Genomic DNA, 14543 nt, shown 5'->3' with positions numbered 1-14543 from the left:
ATACCGAGGTTAGACATGTCCACCACCATCGCAAAAGCCAACCCCCTGGGTTGCCCTAGCGATTATGAAAATATACTAAACAAGAGTGGACATTGAAGAGCTTCCCAAGCTGAAAATAAGGGTTGATTCTTCACCCGCTCCACTATTTTCAAGGCCTCAAGGCCTCCAGCGTAGTCTAAGGACGCCCAATCGCGACTGGTGGCAGTTTCAGTCACAATTGCTAGGAATCCACCCTCCCCATGATTGAGGATGAACAGCCCTCGCTCGTGGATGCGCGTTGGATTTATGATGGCTAACTGGCGTGAAGCCACCACACCTACACGCGACAGGGAAAGCTCAGCATGCATGTTTATCGATATAGATCCTCCGGACTCCTATCACAAAAAGGCTTGCTCTACGATGAGTGGTACTTTGCGTCACGTGAGGAGTTGAATGACCCTATTGACATGCAGTCGAAATTTGAATTTTCAGATCAGTCAGCTGAGATTTGGCGTCAGATATCACTATCATTTTGGAATGACGACGAGCAAATCAGCATAATCTCCACCTATCTGTCGGACCTGGGGCCAATATCGTATGAACATTTACTGTTTTGCTTCGAAGAGCACAAACAGAAAATATTGAGACTTGTCTTCAACGACAAATCGATAACGATGAGCGAGATAGTCGCCTTTCGTGAAAAACTAGACGCGCTACATTCACTTCTTTCACTTCATGCGCCAGGTTCTGGCTACACAATTTCTTTATCGAAATCCCACACGGACATGCTCATGTGGTCCCACTATGCAAGCAGCCATGAAGGCTACTGCCTAGTCTATCGCCCCATTGATGGATATCTTTATCAATGTCCTGATCGTAAAAAGGATTCATTAGACGTCTCGCAGGGACATTCATGCAGTATCGGGCCAAAATTTAAAATCGAAGATATACATTACGACGATCAACTTGAAGCAATTGACGCTTTCACGTTGCTCCCCTGACAGAAAACTGGGCATGAGTTTTTTTCCCGAGAGCACAAGACTGCTGCATCACTCCAATATCCAAAGACAACTTCTAACTAAAAACAAGTGCTGGGAATATGAAAAAGAGTGTCGCTTACTACTGCCGCAACCAACTAGATTTATATCTGGGGTTTCAGACTACAGCAGCCTGCAAAGACTTTTTCACTACGACTTCAGCCAAGTTGTAGGGATTATATTCGGCGCAAGGATGGCAGAGAGCGAAAAACAAAAAATTCGAGATATCATCAATGCCAAACTACGAAAACGCTTTTCCAAACTTGGTACCTCCGACAAAAAAACTACGTTTTCGATTTTCTTTTTCAAGAGACCGAAATTTGCAGATCCTCAAGAGCCGTAAAAATAAGGGATCTTGAATTGAACTCCATGGGTTCAACACTAATCCCGGGGACTGACTACTATGAACGACAATTAGAAAAGTGGAAAAAATTCGAGGGCATAACAATCGAATCAGGTACATTTACATACGACCCAATTCCTTAAAATCAGTTATGGCAGTCAAGATTAAGAGTCTTCCTATCGCGAGTACTGCGGCAGATCGTCTCATACTTCGCTGCTCGCCGGAGTCAGTCGCTGCATTCAGGAAATTTCTCAGGGACTGACAGTTTCATAGACTCTGATCCGTTTGAAAAAAGGCGGACAGAGCCATTCAAAATCACAAAACGCCTCCACTATGGACTTTTTCTAACGATTGCCCCCGTATTCCGGGCGCCTCAGCGATCTATCCGATTCACCTCTTTTATCTGACGCAGTGCGAAGCCATTGCATTTTGTTGCACAGCCTTACACACCGTGAAAACGTGTAACGGCCCCTAGAGCCCGCAACGGGCCTAGTCGGCAACACTGATTACCCCCCCTCCCGTTTGCACAAAAAAACGACACGAAGCCCGTCGGCGGGAGGGGGATAAGTGCTTTTTCATCTGTTTTTTTCTTGTTGTGACGATTTTTTTCGGCGACCGCTTGTATCGCCGAGAATTTCACCCTGGCCAGCACCAGGTGTAAGGTTCGGACACAACCATCACCAGGTCATGGGCAAAACATGAAGAGCAAGCCGGCACTCCCTAAAATTGAAGTCATCAAAGTAGGCAAGCGTTTTAAAGTCGATTGGGACTTTCAGGAAGCGCCCGAAAGCAGGGTGTTACTCCGTGAAAACGACCACTTAACCACGTTCATTGACGGCGTTCTGGTCGGAATGGGCATCACAGAAAAACAGGTCAGTTGCGCTTCCGGCCGGACAGGAACAGTTAACAGGCTGGACGAGGCCACGGCCATTAGGTTGGCTAGTATCCTCAGCGATCTGCTACTCCCGTTGGTTACCAAAGAGCACAAACGTCTCGTCGCTCAAGCAAAGCTCCCTGAGCATCTTAGGGATGCTCCACGGGACTAATGGCCCCCGGCCCTCCATTCGCGAACAGATGTTGCATCGCGGATCATGAGCCGCTACTCTCAGCAGTACGCCAATGACGGATAGCGCATTAAGATGATATTCATTGAGTCCCCCATCTTCACGGAAGATCTTGGCGAGCTTCTGAGCGATGAAAGCTACCGCGAATTTCAGGAATACCTAGCCGAAAACCCAACGGCTGGTGATGTGATCCAAGGCACCAACGGACTGAGGAAGGTCCGCTGGAGCGCGAACGGGAAAGGTAAGAGCGGTGGGGTTCGGGTGATCTACTTCCACCTATCGGCGGCTTACCAGATCAGGCTGATCCTGATCTACCGTAAGGGGATAAAAGACGATCTATCCCCAGCGGAAAAGAAAGTACTGGCAGAGTTAAACAAAGGGTGGAAATGATGGAAAAGAATCTGTTCAACCGCCTGGTCGAAAGCATGACCCAGATGGACGAGATTGACCGTGGCGAACGCCCGCCGTCCCGTGAGTTCCATGTGGATGCGGTGAAGGTCAAAATGATCCGCAAGGCCACAGGACTTTCCCAGGCACGTTTTGCCAAAGCGATTGATGTCGCGGTGGGCACACTCCAGAACTGGGAGCAGGGCCGACGGGAGCCGGAAGGTCCAGCACGGGCACTCCTGCGCGCTATCAACAATGACCCCCAGCATGTGTTAGCGGCTCTTGAGCAACGCTAGATAGTTTAAAATATGCAATACAAAGGGCGCATATTTGCGTCCTTTGTCATTTGAAACCCTAATTAACTAGTCAATATTTACATGTTCTATGGAAAGATGACATGACAGATTTTCTATACCGTTTCAGATCAGTGGAGCGGCTTCTAGGCGACAACGAGCGTACCGGAGAACTCGAAGGTCAATATATTTACTTTGCTTCCCCAGAGCAGTTAAATGACCCACTTGAAGGTTATCGCGAGCTTTTTTTCTCAGGAGACAACATCGTATGGTCGAGTCTTTTTAAGTATTATATTCGTTGCTTGGCATTCAGGAGCGTTCAGTATCTTACGGGCCAAGATATTTCAGCAATTCCTTTTCCAATTATTCGTGCACAGGAGAACGTGCCAGCTGAAATCCCCGAGAAACTAGATAAAACCATAGAAATATTTCTGAACAATGAAAACGTAATTAAATTTATAGACAATTTGTCTAGCTCGGAAAGACGAGTAACAAAACACGAGCTTCTTGTTCACCTTAGATCTCTGCACTTATATGCTTTTCACTTGGTCACGAAGATTTTCGCGGAAATTGGTCTAGTCCCACATGACACCAAAATTTTGGAGCTAACTGAAGAAGAGTGCTTACGATCCTCTACCGGCCTTCTTGCAGCAACAAAAAATCTCGATGGTTCTGAATATGAACTTGCAGTATATGCCGCCGATGGCAAGCAGTTTCTGCGAAATTACGCAATCTATAAAAGCGGAGACAGCTCGAACTGGCATAAGATAAGTTTGAATTTTGCTGATGATTTTATAGAAGGGCTTAAAGAACTTACTCACGAGAAATGGTATACGGCTTGTTTTATGGACTCCTGCTCCAATTCTTCTATATGGGGCTCATACGGGGACAATCATGCAGGCGTATGCATGAAATTCAAACCGAGCACAAGTAATGAAATGAAACTATTGCCCTTTCACATACCCATTGGCATCGGAAACAATGGGAAATTATGGGGTGACAGCGTTCTTCATTTTCACAAGGTAAAGTATGAGGGCAATGCCCCTGAACTAGACTTTTTCAGAACAATAGGTATTTTTTCACGACCAGAGCTAGAAAAAAATTGGTATTCCGATGGCAATGGCAATTTGAGTTCGTGCGCTGACGTGCTTCGTGATGACGTAAACTGGAGGAAAAATTACTGGGATAGACGTCAAGAAAGCATTACAACTAAAATGCCTGACTGGATAAATGAAAATGAATATAGACTCATTTTAGATAGCAGCCTTTCTATTTTTGATAGTGAAAAAGATAGGTGTTTGAAATACGAGTTTAGTAGCCTGGAGGGAATTATATTTGGCATTAAAACGTCCCCCGAAGACAAGTATAAAGTCCTTAAAACAGTTGAAGCTCTTTGCGATAAAAACAAGAGAGATGGATTTCAGTTCTATCAGGCGTACCATGATGCGGAGACGAAGACCATCAAATATAGACCGCTTATAAGTGTTAGTTGTGACCCATCTGAAAAAGGCCAACCAACACTTGACTAAATCATTATACCTTTGGTTATAGTTGATAGTAGGTTTGCTTTTATATGCGCAGAAGCAAAGATAGCTGCATTGTTCGGCGGCGGACTTGAGGCGTGGACATGGGTGGCCAGATTGATATTCATCTGGTCGACCAAGTCTATGAGATCACACAGAACCTGCAGCACGTTAACCCCCTCGGATCCCAACCATGTCTTGGGAGCCACGATCCGCTGACTGACCCCCCGCCACGCTCTGGCGCAGCCCCTCGATCCTTTCCTGCATATCGCCACCCACCGTGGCGTTGTGCTTCTGCCCCACCACCAGGTTCAAGTCGCGTCCGGTCGCCTGGTGCAGGTCATCCATCGCCGCCAGGCTGGCAGAACCACCCGACAGCAGCTTGAGTGCGCCCAGGGCTTCAAGCGTCTTGATGCCCCCCACCGACTCGGTGGAGTGGTCGTCCACCGTCCTGGTGTGGTTCTGAAACGTCTCCTTGTTCCCCATCGCCTCCACTTCCCGCTCAATCACAATATCGCGGATCTTGCCGTCAGTCTGGCGCAGCCAGTTGCCGTCCGCGTCGACACGCTGCTGACAGGCTTCGCTTTGCTGCCACACCTGATCCCCTTCGGCACGCAGGGCATGCTCGGTCCGTGGGGCAGGAAGTTTGGATATAGGGCTTGTGCGGCAGGCCGTAGGCAAAGCACACCACCACCTGGGTGCCTTCCTCGGGAAAGGCATAGATACCCATCTCCTCGCCTCCGGTAGGCAGCGGCAACGGCACGCCGGCCAGGATCGGCAACTTGCTGTCTGGCTCGCCATCTGGCCCCAGGACCTCGATATCAACCGCATAGCGCGGCCGGAAGTCGTCACAGATCCCGGCGCCGGCCGGGGCGTCGGCCACGCCTACAACCCGGGCGAAGCGCGGTAGGTGATATCCGCCGGTCAGTTCGGGGAATTGTCGTTCTACGCTGCGCTTGATTGCGTCGTCCATCGGATGGCCATCTGGTTATCGACGAGGGCCACACTGGTGATGCGCTCGCCGTGGTTGATCGTTGCATCTGGTCGCAACCCGGGAAGGGCTGCAATCATCGCGCTTTGGTTGCCCTGGTAGTCGTCGAACAGTTCCGCCAGCAGCTGCAGCAGCGGGCGAGCGCCAAAGAAGCTGTCAGCCCAACGGCCCACGAACACCTCCCCATCACCCTGCTGCTGCCAGATGAAGTCGGGGATGTTGAATACCCGGGCCAGGCTGTCACCTTGTTAGCCGAGCACCGACCTTCGACTTTCTCAGGGTTGGACAGCTTTTGGGTCAGGGTGAACTGGATTAGCCAGGCGCGCAGGCTGTCGTCCTCCCGGGCCTCACGCCTTCGGTGAACATCACCTGGCACATCAGGTCGCGAGTTGCACCAGGTCAAAAAATGGAATCATCAGCGTGACCATCAGGGTTTTGGGTTTGAAGCCCTTGTGCCCCCTTGCCTGTGTTGCCGGGCAGTCTTACGTGCGACCGAAGACAGAAAGATCCTCTATAGCTGAGCTGTCGGCGGCGTAGCTATTTTTAAGACAGAAAGATAGCCAACCGCCACTATCCCTCTTAGTAACAGATACTTTGTTGATCACTGGGTTTACCAAGGCGCAACGGCGCGCAGCACTCGTCGTATTTCCCTGCATAAAGCTGGTCAAGCGCGTTTCCCGTCGCTAGAATTGCGCACTTTTTGATCAGAGGCACATCAAGTGCCCATCCGCTGCCCTGTCGTACCCGACTGGCGGCGTCATTCAATACCGAGGTTAGACATGTCCACCACCATCGCAAAAGCCAACCCCAAGGTTGGCTTTGTTTCCCTGGGTTGCCCGAAGGCGCTCGTCGACTCCGAGCGCATCCTCACGCAACTGCGCATGGAAGGCTACGACGTCGTGTCCACCTACCAGGACGCCGACGTGGTGGTGGTCAACACCTGCGGCTTTATTGACTCGGCCAAGGCAGAGTCCCTGGAAGTGATCGGCGAAGCCATCAAGGAAAACGGCAAGGTCATCGTCACCGGCTGCATGGGTGTGGAAGAAGGCAATATCCGCAACGTGCACCCCAGCGTGCTGGCCGTGACCGGTCCGCAGCAGTACGAGCAGGTAGTCAACGCCGTGCACGACGTGGTGCCGCCGCGCCAGGACCACAACCCGCTGATCGACCTGGTGCCACCCCAGGGCATCAAGCTGACCCCACGCCACTATGCGTACCTGAAGATTTCCGAAGGCTGCAACCATAGCTGCAGCTTCTGCATCATCCCGTCGATGCGCGGCAAGCTGGTCAGCCGCCCGGTGGGCGATGTACTGGACGAGGCCCAGCGCCTGGTCAAGTCCGGCGTCAAAGAGCTGCTGGTGATCTCCCAGGACACCAGCGCCTACGGTGTCGACGTGAAATACCGCACCGGCTTCTGGAACGGCGCGCCGGTGAAAACCCGCATGACCGAACTGTGCGAAGCCTTGAGCAGCCTGGGGGTGTGGGTGCGCCTGCACTACGTGTACCCGTACCCGCACGTTGACGAGCTGATCCCCTTGATGGCCGCCGGCAAGATCCTGCCGTACCTGGACATCCCGTTCCAACACGCCAGCCCCAAAGTGCTCAAGGCCATGAAACGCCCAGCCTTTGAAGACAAGACCCTGGCACGCATCAAGAACTGGCGCCAGATCTGCCCCGAGCTGATCATCCGCTCGACCTTTATCGTCGGCTTCCCCGGCGAAACCGAAGAAGACTTCCAGTACCTGCTGGACTGGCTGACCGAAGCCCAGCTGGACCGCGTCGGCTGCTTCCAGTACTCGCCGGTGGAAGGTGCCCCGGCCAACCTGCTGGACCTGGCAGTGGTCCCGGATGACGTCAAGCAGGACCGTTGGGAGCGCTTCATGGCCCATCAACAGGCCATCAGCTCGGCCCGCCTGCAACTGCGCATCGGCAAGGAAATCGAAGTGCTGATCGACGAAGTGGACGAGCAAGGCGCGGTCGGCCGCTGCTTCTTCGACGCACCGGAAATCGACGGTAATGTATTTATCGACGATGCCAGCGGGCTCAAGCCTGGCGACAAAGTCTGGTGCACGGTCACCGACGCCGACGAGTACGACCTCTGGGCGCAAAAACGCGACTAAGCTGTAAAAAATTGAAAAAGCCCTGCTTCTGGACAAGATGCGGGGCTTTTTTAGGTCTATCGTTTGCCCCATCACCGCCAACAAGCAGCAAGGAGCAGCGGGCATGGGCCAGCACTCGGTTATCCACACCCCGAAAACCAGCGACTACCCGGAGCTGGCCCGGATCTGGGAGGCATCGGTGCGGGCCACCCATGACTTTTTGCCGGAAAGTTACATCCAGCGCCTGGGACACCTGGTGCTGACGCGCTACCTCGACGCGGTGATGCTGATCTGTACCAAGGACGCGCGCCAACGGATCACCGGGTTTGCCGGCGTCGCGGCAGGCAAGGTAGAGATGCTGTTCATCGACCCGCAACACCGGGGCCAGGGCCTGGGGCGGCAATTGCTGCACTATGCGGTTGCGTCGATGAATGCCGATAAACTGGACGTCAACGAACAAAACCCCCAGGCCCTGGGCTTCTACCTCAAGCAGGGTTTTGAAGTGATCGGGCGCACCGAGCATGACGGTATGGGGCAGCCCTACCCTTTGCTGCATATGCGTTTGCGCCAGGTCCAGCAAACACGCAGCGGCTGACCCTGTAGACGCTGGCTTGCCTGCGATACTGGCAACTTGGCGCATCAGCTATGCCGAGGTGATGCCATCGCAGGCAAGCCTGCTCCCACAAAAAGCCCCGGCACTGAAATGGGGCCGGGATTAACCGGCTCCAGGCAGGTACAATAGCGGCCCCCTTTTGTTACGGCTCTTGTCATGACTGACCCCATACGCCTCTCCAAACGCCTTATCGAACTGGTCGGTTGCTCCCGTCGGGAGGCCGAGCTGTTCATCGAAGGCGGCTGGGTCTCGGTGGATGGCGAAGTGATCGATGAGCCGCAGTTCAAGGTCACGACACAAAAAGTCGAACTTGATCCCGAGGCCAAGGCCACGGCTCCAGAGCCTGTGACTATCCTGTTTCATGCACCGGCCGGCGTGGATGTCGACAGCGCGATGCAGTCCCTGAGCGCCGAGACCCTGTCCGAAGAACACCGCTTCAGCAAGCGCCCGCTCAAAGGCCACTTCCTGCGCCTGACCGCCAGCGCCGACCTGCAAGCCAAGGCCAGCGGCCTGTTGGTGTTTACCCAGGACTGGAAGATCCTGCGCAAGCTGACGGCCGACGCCGCCAAGATCGAGCAGGAATATGTGGTTGAAGTTGCAGGCGACGTGGCAGAGCACGGCCTGAACCGTCTCGCCCACGGTCTGATGTACAAAGGCAAGGAATTGCCTGCGGTCAAAGCCAGCTGGCAGAACGAGAACCGTCTGCGCTTTGCCCTGAAAAACCCGCAGCCCGGCGTCATCGCCCTGTTCTGCGAAGCCATTGGCTTGAAAGTTGTCGCCATTCGTCGCATCCGCATTGGCGGCGTGTCCATCGGCAAGGTGCCGGTCGGCCAATGGCGCTATATGTCCGGCAAAGAAAAGTTCTAAGCCGCCCTATCTCTCGACATCGCCCGCCCGGGCGATGTCTACAGTCGAAGACCAGGATTGCCCACCATGATTCACAACGACGTACTGCGCAGCGTGCGCTACATGCTCGACATCAGCGACAACAAGATGGTCGAGATCACCAAGCTCGGCGGCATGGACGTGACCAAGGAAGACCTGCTGACGTACCTCAAGAAAGATGAGGAAGAAGGCTTTGTGTTCTGCCCGGACGAGGTCATGGCGCATTTCCTCGATGGCCTGGTGATCTTCAAGCGCGGCAAGGACGAAAGTCGTCCACCGCAGCCGATCGAAACCCCGGTGACCAACAACATCATCCTCAAGAAGCTGCGCGTGGCCTTCGAGCTCAAGGAAGACGACATGCACGCCATCCTCAAGGCCGCCGAGTTCCCGGTATCCAAGCCTGAGTTGAGCGCGCTGTTCCGCAAGTTCGGCCACACCAACTACCGCACATGTGGCGACCAGTTGCTGCGCAATTTCCTCAAGGGCCTGACGCTGCGGGTTCGCGCGTAAGCCATGAGTTACAACGTCTCGCCCGTGGGCTTCGTACGCTCCTGCTTCAAGGAGAAGTTCGCCATCCCACGCCAGCCGCAACTGGCACCTGCCGCCCGGGGTGTGCTGGAACTGGTGGCGCCGTTCGACCAGGGTGAGGCCGTGCAGGGCCTGGAGCAGGTCAGCCATATATGGCTGCTGTTCCTGTTTCATCATGCCCTGGAAGACAAGCCACGCCTGAAAGTGCGCCCGCCGCGCCTGGGCGGCAATACGTCCATGGGCGTATTCGCCACCCGCGCGACCCATCGCCCCAATGGCATTGGCCAGTCAGTGGTAAAGCTGGACAAGGTAGAACCGGGCCGGCTGTGGATTTCCGGGATCGACTTGCTCGATGGCACGCCGGTCTTGGATATCAAACCGTATGTGCCTTATGCCGATATCATCGACACGGCCACCAACAGCATCGCAAGCAGCGCGCCGCCGCTGATTCCCGTGCAATGGCTCAAGACCGCCCTGCACCAGGCCCACACCCACGCCCAGCGCCTGGGCGAGCCGCTGGTGGAGCTGATTGAGCAATGCCTGGCGCAGGATCCACGGCCGGCGTATCAGACGCCTGGGCCGGAGCGCGAATATGGTGTGCGGTTCTGGGATGTGGATGTGCACTGGCACTATCCAGAGGCTGGGGTGATTTGTGTGCTTGAAGTGGTTGCGGCTGGCTAAACCGGAAACCAAATGTGGGAGGGGGCTTGTGTGGGAGCTGGCTTGCCTGCGATGGCATCACCGTGATGTAGCTGATACACCGCGGTGCCTGTATCGCAGGCAAGCCAGCTCCCACACAAGCAGGCCCCCACATTTTTAGAGTCGTGCTTACTTCTCGACGAAGGCACGCTCGATCAGGTAATCACCCGGCTCACGCATGCGTGGCGAAACCTTCAGGCCGAAGCTGTTCAGCACTTCGCTGGTCTCGTCGAGCATGCTTGGGCTGCCACACAGCATGGCGCGGTCGTCTTCAGGATTGATCGGCGGCAGGCCGATATCGCTGAACAGTTTGCCACTGCGCATCAGGTCGGTGAGGCGGCCTTCGTTTTCAAACGGCTCGCGAGTCACGGTTGGGTAGTAAATCAACTTTTCACGCAGCGCCTCGCCGAAGAACTCGTTCTGCGGCAGGTGCTCGGTGATGAACTCGCGATAGGCGACTTCGTTGACGTAACGCACGCCGTGGCACAGGATCACTTTTTCAAAGCGCTCGTAGGTTTCCGGGTCCTGGATCACGCTCATGAAGGGGGCGAGGCCAGTGCCCGTGCTAAGCAGGTACAGGTGCTTGCCCGGCTTCAAATCGTCGAGCACCAGGGTGCCTGTCGGTTTTTTGCTGATGATGATCTCGTCGCCTTCCTTCAAATGCTGCAATTGGGAAGTCAGCGGGCCATCCGGGACCTTGATGCTGAAGAACTCCAGATGCTCTTCCCAGTTCGGGCTGGCAATGGAGTAAGCGCGCATGAGCGGGCGGCCGTTGGGCTGCTGCAGGCCGATCATCACGAACTGACCGTTCTCGAAGCGCAAGCCCGGGTCGCGGGTGCACTTGAAGCTGAACAGAGTGTCGTTCCAGTGATGAACACTGAGGACACGCTCGTGGTTCATGTTGCTCATGTACGGGGAACTCCTGGAAATGGGTCTACGCCAAAATGATAGGTGCGCAATTGCACAGTATTCTAATGGCGGCGACAATATCTGTTAACTGGATTATTAAGATAAGGGTTATCGGTTATATCGATATGCGATTTACTCTCCGTCAACTGCAAGTCTTCGTCGCCGTCGCCCAGCAGGAAAGTGTGTCACGCGCTGCTGGCCTTCTGGCCTTATCTCAATCCGCCGCCAGCACCTCGATCACCGAGCTGGAGCGCCAATCCAGCTGCCAATTGTTCGACCGCGCCGGTAAACGCCTGAGCCTCAACGCCCTCGGCCATCAGTTGCTGCCCCAGGCGGTGGCGCTGCTGGACCAGGCCAAGGAAATCGAAGACCTGCTCAACGGCAAGTCCGGCTTCGGTTCCCTGGCAGTCGGCGCGACCCTGACCATCGGCAATTACCTGGCCACGCTGCTGATCGGCAGTTTCATGCAGCAGCATCCCGAGAGCCAGGTGAAGCTGCATGTACAGAACACTGCGCATATCGTGCATCAGGTTGCGCATTACGAAATTGATCTGGGTCTAATCGAAGGTGACTGCAGCCACCCGGATATCGAAGTACAAACCTGGGTCGAGGACGAATTGGTGGTGTTCTGCGCGCCGCAGCACCCCCTGGCCCAGCGCGGCCAGGCGACCATGGAGCAGTTGACCCATGAGGCCTGGATCTTGCGGGAACAGGGCTCGGGAACGCGCCTGACCTTTGACCAGGCCATGCGCCATCATCGCAGTGCGTTGAACATCCGCCTGGAACTGGAGCACACCGAGGCGATCAAGCGCGCTGTGGAGTCGGGGTTGGGGATTGGTTGTATTTCGCGCCTGGCGCTGCGGGATGCGTTCCGGCGCGGCAGCCTGGTGCCGGTAGAGACCCCGGACCTGGACCTGGCCCGGCAGTTCTACTTTATCTGGCATAAACAGAAGTACCAGACCTCGGCCATGCGCGAGTTCCTCGAACTGTGCCGCGCCTTTACCGCCGGGGTGCAGCGCAGCGACGAGATCGTGTTGCCGAATATCGCCTAGATCAGGATCACGGCCCACACCGCGGTAATCATGGTCAATGCCACGAATTGCGCGGCGCTGCCCATGTCCTTGGCGTTTTTCGACAAGGGGTGGCGGTCCAGGGAAATCCGGTCGATCGCCGCTTCCACGGCCGAGTTGAGCAACTCGACAATCAACGCCAGCAGGCAGACGGCAATCAGCAGTGCGCGCTCTACGCGGCTGACGTTGAGGAAGAAGCTCAACGGAATCAGGATCACGTTGAGCAACACCAACTGGCGAAAAGCCGCCTCGCCGGTGAAAGCCGCCCGCAGGCCATCGAGGGAATAGCCCCCTGCGTTGAAGATACGTTTGATACCGGTTTGACCCTTGAACGGCGACATAGGTAGGCAACTGAGCAAAAAAGATGGGAGGAAGCTAGAACACGCCAAGTCAAAAAAGCGTGAATCGAGCCGACCTATGGGTGGGAAATTGACTCAAGTTGTTGCAAGAGCAGCGCCGCCTGGGTACGGGTGCGCACGCCCAGCTTACGGAAAATCGCGGTAACGTGGGCCTTGATGGTCGCCTCGGACACACTCAACTCATAGGCGATCTGCTTGTTCAGCAAGCCTTCGCAGACCATGGTCAACACGCGAAACTGCTGGGGCGTCAGGCTGGCAAGCCCTGCCTGGGCAGCCTTGGCTTCGGCGGACACGTTGATCTCTTCAAATGCCTGGGGCGGCCATGAGACATCACCGTCCAGCACCGTCCGCACCGCCGCTTGAATCTGCTCCATGGAGCTGGACTTGGGGATAAAGCCACTGGCCCCGAACTCGCGGGAACGCACCACCACGTCTGCTTCTTCCTGGGCCGACACCATCACCACCGGGATCTGCGGATATTGCCCGCGCAACAGCACCAGGCCGGAAAACCCATAGGCGCCGGGCATATTCAGGTCCAGCAGCACCAGGTCCCAATCGGTCTTGTCCGTCAGGCGGGTTTCCAGTTCAGCGATGCTGCCCACTTCCACCAGGCGTACATCCGGGCCCAGGCCCAGTGTGACCGCCTGGTGCAGTGCGCTGCGGAAAAGCGGGTGGTCATCGGCAATCAGGATTTCGTATGTGGCCATTGGTTAAATGATCCTGTTTTTTATGGGAGCGCCGATGGGTTCGGTGCTCACCAACGTACAAGGTGCCAGCCAGCGGCTGTCACGAACAGTTACGCTTGATGGCATTTTAGCCGGCTCAGGCGTTGCAGTGCCATCATGCAAAGGGCATCTGGCCTCGAACGCCTACAGATAAGGTGCAAGGCGCATATGGACGCTGTCCGTCGGGTCCAGCGCCAACTGGAACTTGGCCGCCAGGTAATGGGTACTGAACACATCCAGGTAGGCATCCAGCACTTCGCTGGCCTGCTGGTCCTCGGCCAGCTCCAGGCACAAGGCGGCCACTTCGGCGGTGCAGAAGTGATCATCGCGCTTGGAGCGGCGCAATTTGTAGCGCGAGAGCTGCTCCGGCTCCAGGCTCAGTACCGGCAGGTGTTCCAGGTAAGGACTCTTGCGGAACATCTTGCGTGCCTCGCTCCAGGTGCCGTCCAGCAGGACAAACAACGGGCGCTTGCCATCCGCCACCTTGACCTCGTTGACCACCCGCTGCGGCGCCACAAACTCGCCAGGGAAGACGATATAGGGCTGCCATTGCGGGTCGGCCAGCAGCGCCAGCAGCTCAGGCTCGACGGCCGTGCGCGCCCAGGGGAAGGCACTGGTGTCGTCGATGACATCGGCTATCAGCCAACCGGTATTGCTCGGTTTCATCGGCTCCACGTCATGCATCAACAGGCACATGGCCGACCTGGCCGCAACTTTTGGGCGCCAGGCACATAGGCAGTATTCGGGGATGACCCGGCACCTGGGGCAACGTTCGGCACGCGAGCCCCGCGCAACAAAGGGGCTGACGGCACGGGCCAGGCGCTGGGTACGCAGGCGGAACACCGCGTGGCTCATAGCGGGTGCCGCTGTGAAGCGATGAAAATCGACACGGACAAAACTCGGGGGCAGGCAAAAGTGCCGGCAGTTTACCAGAGCCGCCCAGCCAATACGCCTGGCCGTCGCGACTACAGGTCACCTATAATCCCGCGCCACTGAACGCACAGCGCAGTGACAGGTCTATGGACCAGTAACCGAATCA

General features: G+C 55.6%; 17 protein-coding genes and 3 pseudogenes. 12 read left to right on the top strand and 8 right to left on the bottom strand.

Annotated features, from left to right (window positions below):
• The first annotated feature begins 341 nt into the window (after nucleotides 1–341).
• From BLL38_RS06635 to BLL38_RS06615, 6 genes are all read left to right on the top strand, one after another.
• A complete protein-coding gene (locus BLL38_RS06635; RefSeq protein WP_076961830.1) occupies nucleotides 342–980 on the top strand; it encodes a hypothetical protein in 639 nt (212 codons plus the stop codon).
• Nucleotides 981–993: 13 nt separating this feature from the next.
• Entirely contained in the window at nucleotides 994–1359 is a 366-nt protein-coding gene (locus BLL38_RS30380) for a DUF2971 domain-containing protein (RefSeq protein ID WP_130898201.1), read from the top strand.
• Nucleotides 1360–2057: 698 nt separating this feature from the next.
• Nucleotides 2058–2405 carry a hypothetical protein gene (locus BLL38_RS06630; RefSeq protein ID WP_076961829.1) on the top strand — a complete coding sequence of 116 codons (348 nt, stop codon included), beginning with the start codon at nucleotides 2058–2060 and terminating at the stop codon, nucleotides 2403–2405.
• A 93-nt stretch (nucleotides 2406–2498) separates the two neighbouring features.
• Nucleotides 2499–2813 carry a hypothetical protein gene (locus tag BLL38_RS06625; RefSeq protein WP_076961828.1) on the top strand — a complete coding sequence of 105 codons (315 nt, stop codon included), beginning with the start codon at nucleotides 2499–2501 and terminating at the stop codon, nucleotides 2811–2813.
• A complete protein-coding gene (locus BLL38_RS06620; protein ID WP_076961827.1) occupies nucleotides 2813–3106 on the top strand; it encodes a helix-turn-helix domain-containing protein in 294 nt (97 codons plus the stop codon). The genes BLL38_RS06625 and BLL38_RS06620 overlap by 1 nt, the downstream gene beginning before the upstream one ends.
• A 101-nt stretch (nucleotides 3107–3207) precedes the next feature.
• The gene (locus tag BLL38_RS06615) at nucleotides 3208–4632 is read left to right on the top strand and encodes a DUF2971 domain-containing protein (RefSeq protein ID WP_076961826.1); all 1425 of its coding nucleotides are present in this window, start codon (nucleotides 3208–3210) and stop codon (nucleotides 4630–4632) included.
• On the opposite strand, the pseudogene BLL38_RS30100 reads toward BLL38_RS06615, so the two are convergent.
• From BLL38_RS30100 to BLL38_RS32100, 4 genes and pseudogenes are all read right to left on the bottom strand, one after another.
• Nucleotides 4629–5599 (bottom strand): annotated as a pseudogene (locus tag BLL38_RS30100) (hypothetical protein). The gene BLL38_RS06615 and the pseudogene BLL38_RS30100 sit on opposite strands and share 4 nt — an antisense overlap.
• A pseudogene (locus tag BLL38_RS06605) lies at nucleotides 5572–5859 on the bottom strand (hypothetical protein); the annotation flags it as partial. The pseudogenes BLL38_RS06605 and BLL38_RS30100, both read right to left, overlap by 28 nt.
• Before the next feature lie 47 nt (nucleotides 5860–5906).
• Nucleotides 5907–5993: pseudogene (locus BLL38_RS32105) on the bottom strand (hypothetical protein); the annotation flags it as partial.
• A 1-nt stretch (nucleotide 5994) separates the two neighbouring features.
• The gene (locus tag BLL38_RS32100) at nucleotides 5995–6045 is read right to left on the bottom strand and encodes a hypothetical protein (RefSeq protein ID WP_461505524.1); all 51 of its coding nucleotides are present in this window, start codon (nucleotides 6043–6045) and stop codon (nucleotides 5995–5997) included.
• Nucleotides 6046–6396: 351 nt separating this feature from the next.
• On the opposite strand from BLL38_RS32100, the gene rimO reads away from it, so the two are divergent.
• From rimO to tsaA, 5 genes are all read left to right on the top strand, one after another.
• Nucleotides 6397–7737 (top strand): 30S ribosomal protein S12 methylthiotransferase RimO, encoded by a 1341-nt coding sequence (gene rimO, locus BLL38_RS06595; RefSeq protein ID WP_076961824.1) that lies wholly within the window; start codon nucleotides 6397–6399, stop codon nucleotides 7735–7737.
• 103 nt (nucleotides 7738–7840) lie between these two features.
• A complete protein-coding gene (locus BLL38_RS06590) occupies nucleotides 7841–8311 on the top strand; it encodes a GNAT family N-acetyltransferase (RefSeq protein ID WP_076961823.1) in 471 nt (156 codons plus the stop codon).
• Nucleotides 8312–8485: 174 nt separating this feature from the next.
• On the top strand, nucleotides 8486–9196 hold the full coding sequence (locus tag BLL38_RS06585) for an rRNA pseudouridine synthase (RefSeq protein WP_076961822.1): 711 nt from the start codon (nucleotides 8486–8488) through the stop codon (nucleotides 9194–9196).
• A gap of 66 nt (nucleotides 9197–9262) precedes the next feature.
• On the top strand, nucleotides 9263–9724 hold the full coding sequence (locus tag BLL38_RS06580) for a YehS family protein (protein ID WP_076961821.1): 462 nt from the start codon (nucleotides 9263–9265) through the stop codon (nucleotides 9722–9724).
• Between the two features lie 3 nt (nucleotides 9725–9727).
• On the top strand, nucleotides 9728–10423 hold the full coding sequence (gene tsaA, locus BLL38_RS06575) for a tRNA (N6-threonylcarbamoyladenosine(37)-N6)-methyltransferase TrmO (protein WP_076961820.1): 696 nt from the start codon (nucleotides 9728–9730) through the stop codon (nucleotides 10421–10423).
• A 147-nt stretch (nucleotides 10424–10570) separates the two neighbouring features.
• On the opposite strand, the gene fpr is transcribed toward tsaA, so the two are convergent.
• On the bottom strand, nucleotides 10571–11350 hold the full coding sequence (fpr, locus tag BLL38_RS06570) for a ferredoxin-NADP reductase (protein ID WP_003172178.1): 780 nt from the start codon (nucleotides 11348–11350) through the stop codon (nucleotides 10571–10573).
• Between the two features lie 125 nt (nucleotides 11351–11475).
• On the opposite strand from fpr, the gene BLL38_RS06565 reads away from it, so the two are divergent.
• Complete coding sequence (locus BLL38_RS06565; RefSeq protein ID WP_029295328.1) at nucleotides 11476–12402, top strand: LysR family transcriptional regulator; 927 nt, start codon at nucleotides 11476–11478, stop codon at nucleotides 12400–12402.
• On the opposite strand, the gene BLL38_RS06560 is transcribed toward BLL38_RS06565, so the two are convergent.
• The 3 genes from BLL38_RS06560 to BLL38_RS06550 all read right to left on the bottom strand — a co-directional run bounded on the left by BLL38_RS06560 (nucleotide 12399) and on the right by BLL38_RS06550 (nucleotide 14359).
• Nucleotides 12399–12761 (bottom strand): diacylglycerol kinase, encoded by a 363-nt coding sequence (locus tag BLL38_RS06560; protein WP_038442940.1) that lies wholly within the window; start codon nucleotides 12759–12761, stop codon nucleotides 12399–12401. The two genes, BLL38_RS06565 and BLL38_RS06560, sit on opposite strands and share 4 nt — an antisense overlap.
• A 74-nt stretch (nucleotides 12762–12835) precedes the next feature.
• Entirely contained in the window at nucleotides 12836–13486 is a 651-nt protein-coding gene (erdR, locus tag BLL38_RS06555) for a response regulator transcription factor ErdR (RefSeq protein WP_076961819.1), read from the bottom strand.
• Nucleotides 13487–13648: 162 nt separating this feature from the next.
• The gene (locus BLL38_RS06550) at nucleotides 13649–14359 is read right to left on the bottom strand and encodes a tRNA-uridine aminocarboxypropyltransferase (RefSeq protein ID WP_076961818.1); all 711 of its coding nucleotides are present in this window, start codon (nucleotides 14357–14359) and stop codon (nucleotides 13649–13651) included.
• Nucleotides 14360–14543 lie beyond the last annotated feature (184 nt).

Source organism: Pseudomonas gessardii, from assembly GCF_001983165.1.
Classification (GTDB): domain Bacteria; phylum Pseudomonadota; class Gammaproteobacteria; order Pseudomonadales; family Pseudomonadaceae; genus Aquipseudomonas; species Aquipseudomonas gessardii.
Note: the sequence above shows the minus strand (reverse complement) of the source record. Positions and strands in the feature narration are given on the sequence as shown.

Excerpts from the sequence above, each read along its gene's own strand:
- BLL38_RS06630 (WP_076961829.1), top strand. The coding sequence starts at position 2,058 with ATGAAGAGCAAGCCGGCACTCCCTAAAATTGAAGTCATCAAAGTAGGC.
- BLL38_RS06615 (WP_076961826.1), top strand. The coding sequence starts at position 3,208 with ATGACAGATTTTCTATACCGTTTCAGATCAGTGGAGCGGCTTCTAGGC.
- BLL38_RS30380 (WP_130898201.1), top strand. The coding sequence starts at position 994 with ATGAGTTTTTTTCCCGAGAGCACAAGACTGCTGCATCACTCCAATATC.
- fpr (WP_003172178.1), bottom strand. The coding sequence starts at position 11,350 with ATGAGCAACATGAACCACGAGCGTGTCCTCAGTGTTCATCACTGGAAC.
- BLL38_RS06620 (WP_076961827.1), top strand. The coding sequence starts at position 2,813 with ATGGAAAAGAATCTGTTCAACCGCCTGGTCGAAAGCATGACCCAGATG.
- BLL38_RS06585 (WP_076961822.1), top strand. The coding sequence starts at position 8,486 with ATGACTGACCCCATACGCCTCTCCAAACGCCTTATCGAACTGGTCGGT.
- BLL38_RS06590 (WP_076961823.1), top strand. The coding sequence starts at position 7,841 with ATGGGCCAGCACTCGGTTATCCACACCCCGAAAACCAGCGACTACCCG.
- BLL38_RS06550 (WP_076961818.1), bottom strand. The coding sequence starts at position 14,359 with ATGAGCCACGCGGTGTTCCGCCTGCGTACCCAGCGCCTGGCCCGTGCC.
- erdR (WP_076961819.1), bottom strand. The coding sequence starts at position 13,486 with ATGGCCACATACGAAATCCTGATTGCCGATGACCACCCGCTTTTCCGC.
- BLL38_RS06560 (WP_038442940.1), bottom strand. The coding sequence starts at position 12,761 with ATGTCGCCGTTCAAGGGTCAAACCGGTATCAAACGTATCTTCAACGCA.
- BLL38_RS06580 (WP_076961821.1), top strand. The coding sequence starts at position 9,263 with ATGATTCACAACGACGTACTGCGCAGCGTGCGCTACATGCTCGACATC.
- rimO (WP_076961824.1), top strand. The coding sequence starts at position 6,397 with ATGTCCACCACCATCGCAAAAGCCAACCCCAAGGTTGGCTTTGTTTCC.
- BLL38_RS06635 (WP_076961830.1), top strand. The coding sequence starts at position 342 with ATGCATGTTTATCGATATAGATCCTCCGGACTCCTATCACAAAAAGGC.
- tsaA (WP_076961820.1), top strand. The coding sequence starts at position 9,728 with ATGAGTTACAACGTCTCGCCCGTGGGCTTCGTACGCTCCTGCTTCAAG.
- BLL38_RS06565 (WP_029295328.1), top strand. The coding sequence starts at position 11,476 with ATGCGATTTACTCTCCGTCAACTGCAAGTCTTCGTCGCCGTCGCCCAG.
- BLL38_RS06625 (WP_076961828.1), top strand. The coding sequence starts at position 2,499 with ATGATATTCATTGAGTCCCCCATCTTCACGGAAGATCTTGGCGAGCTT.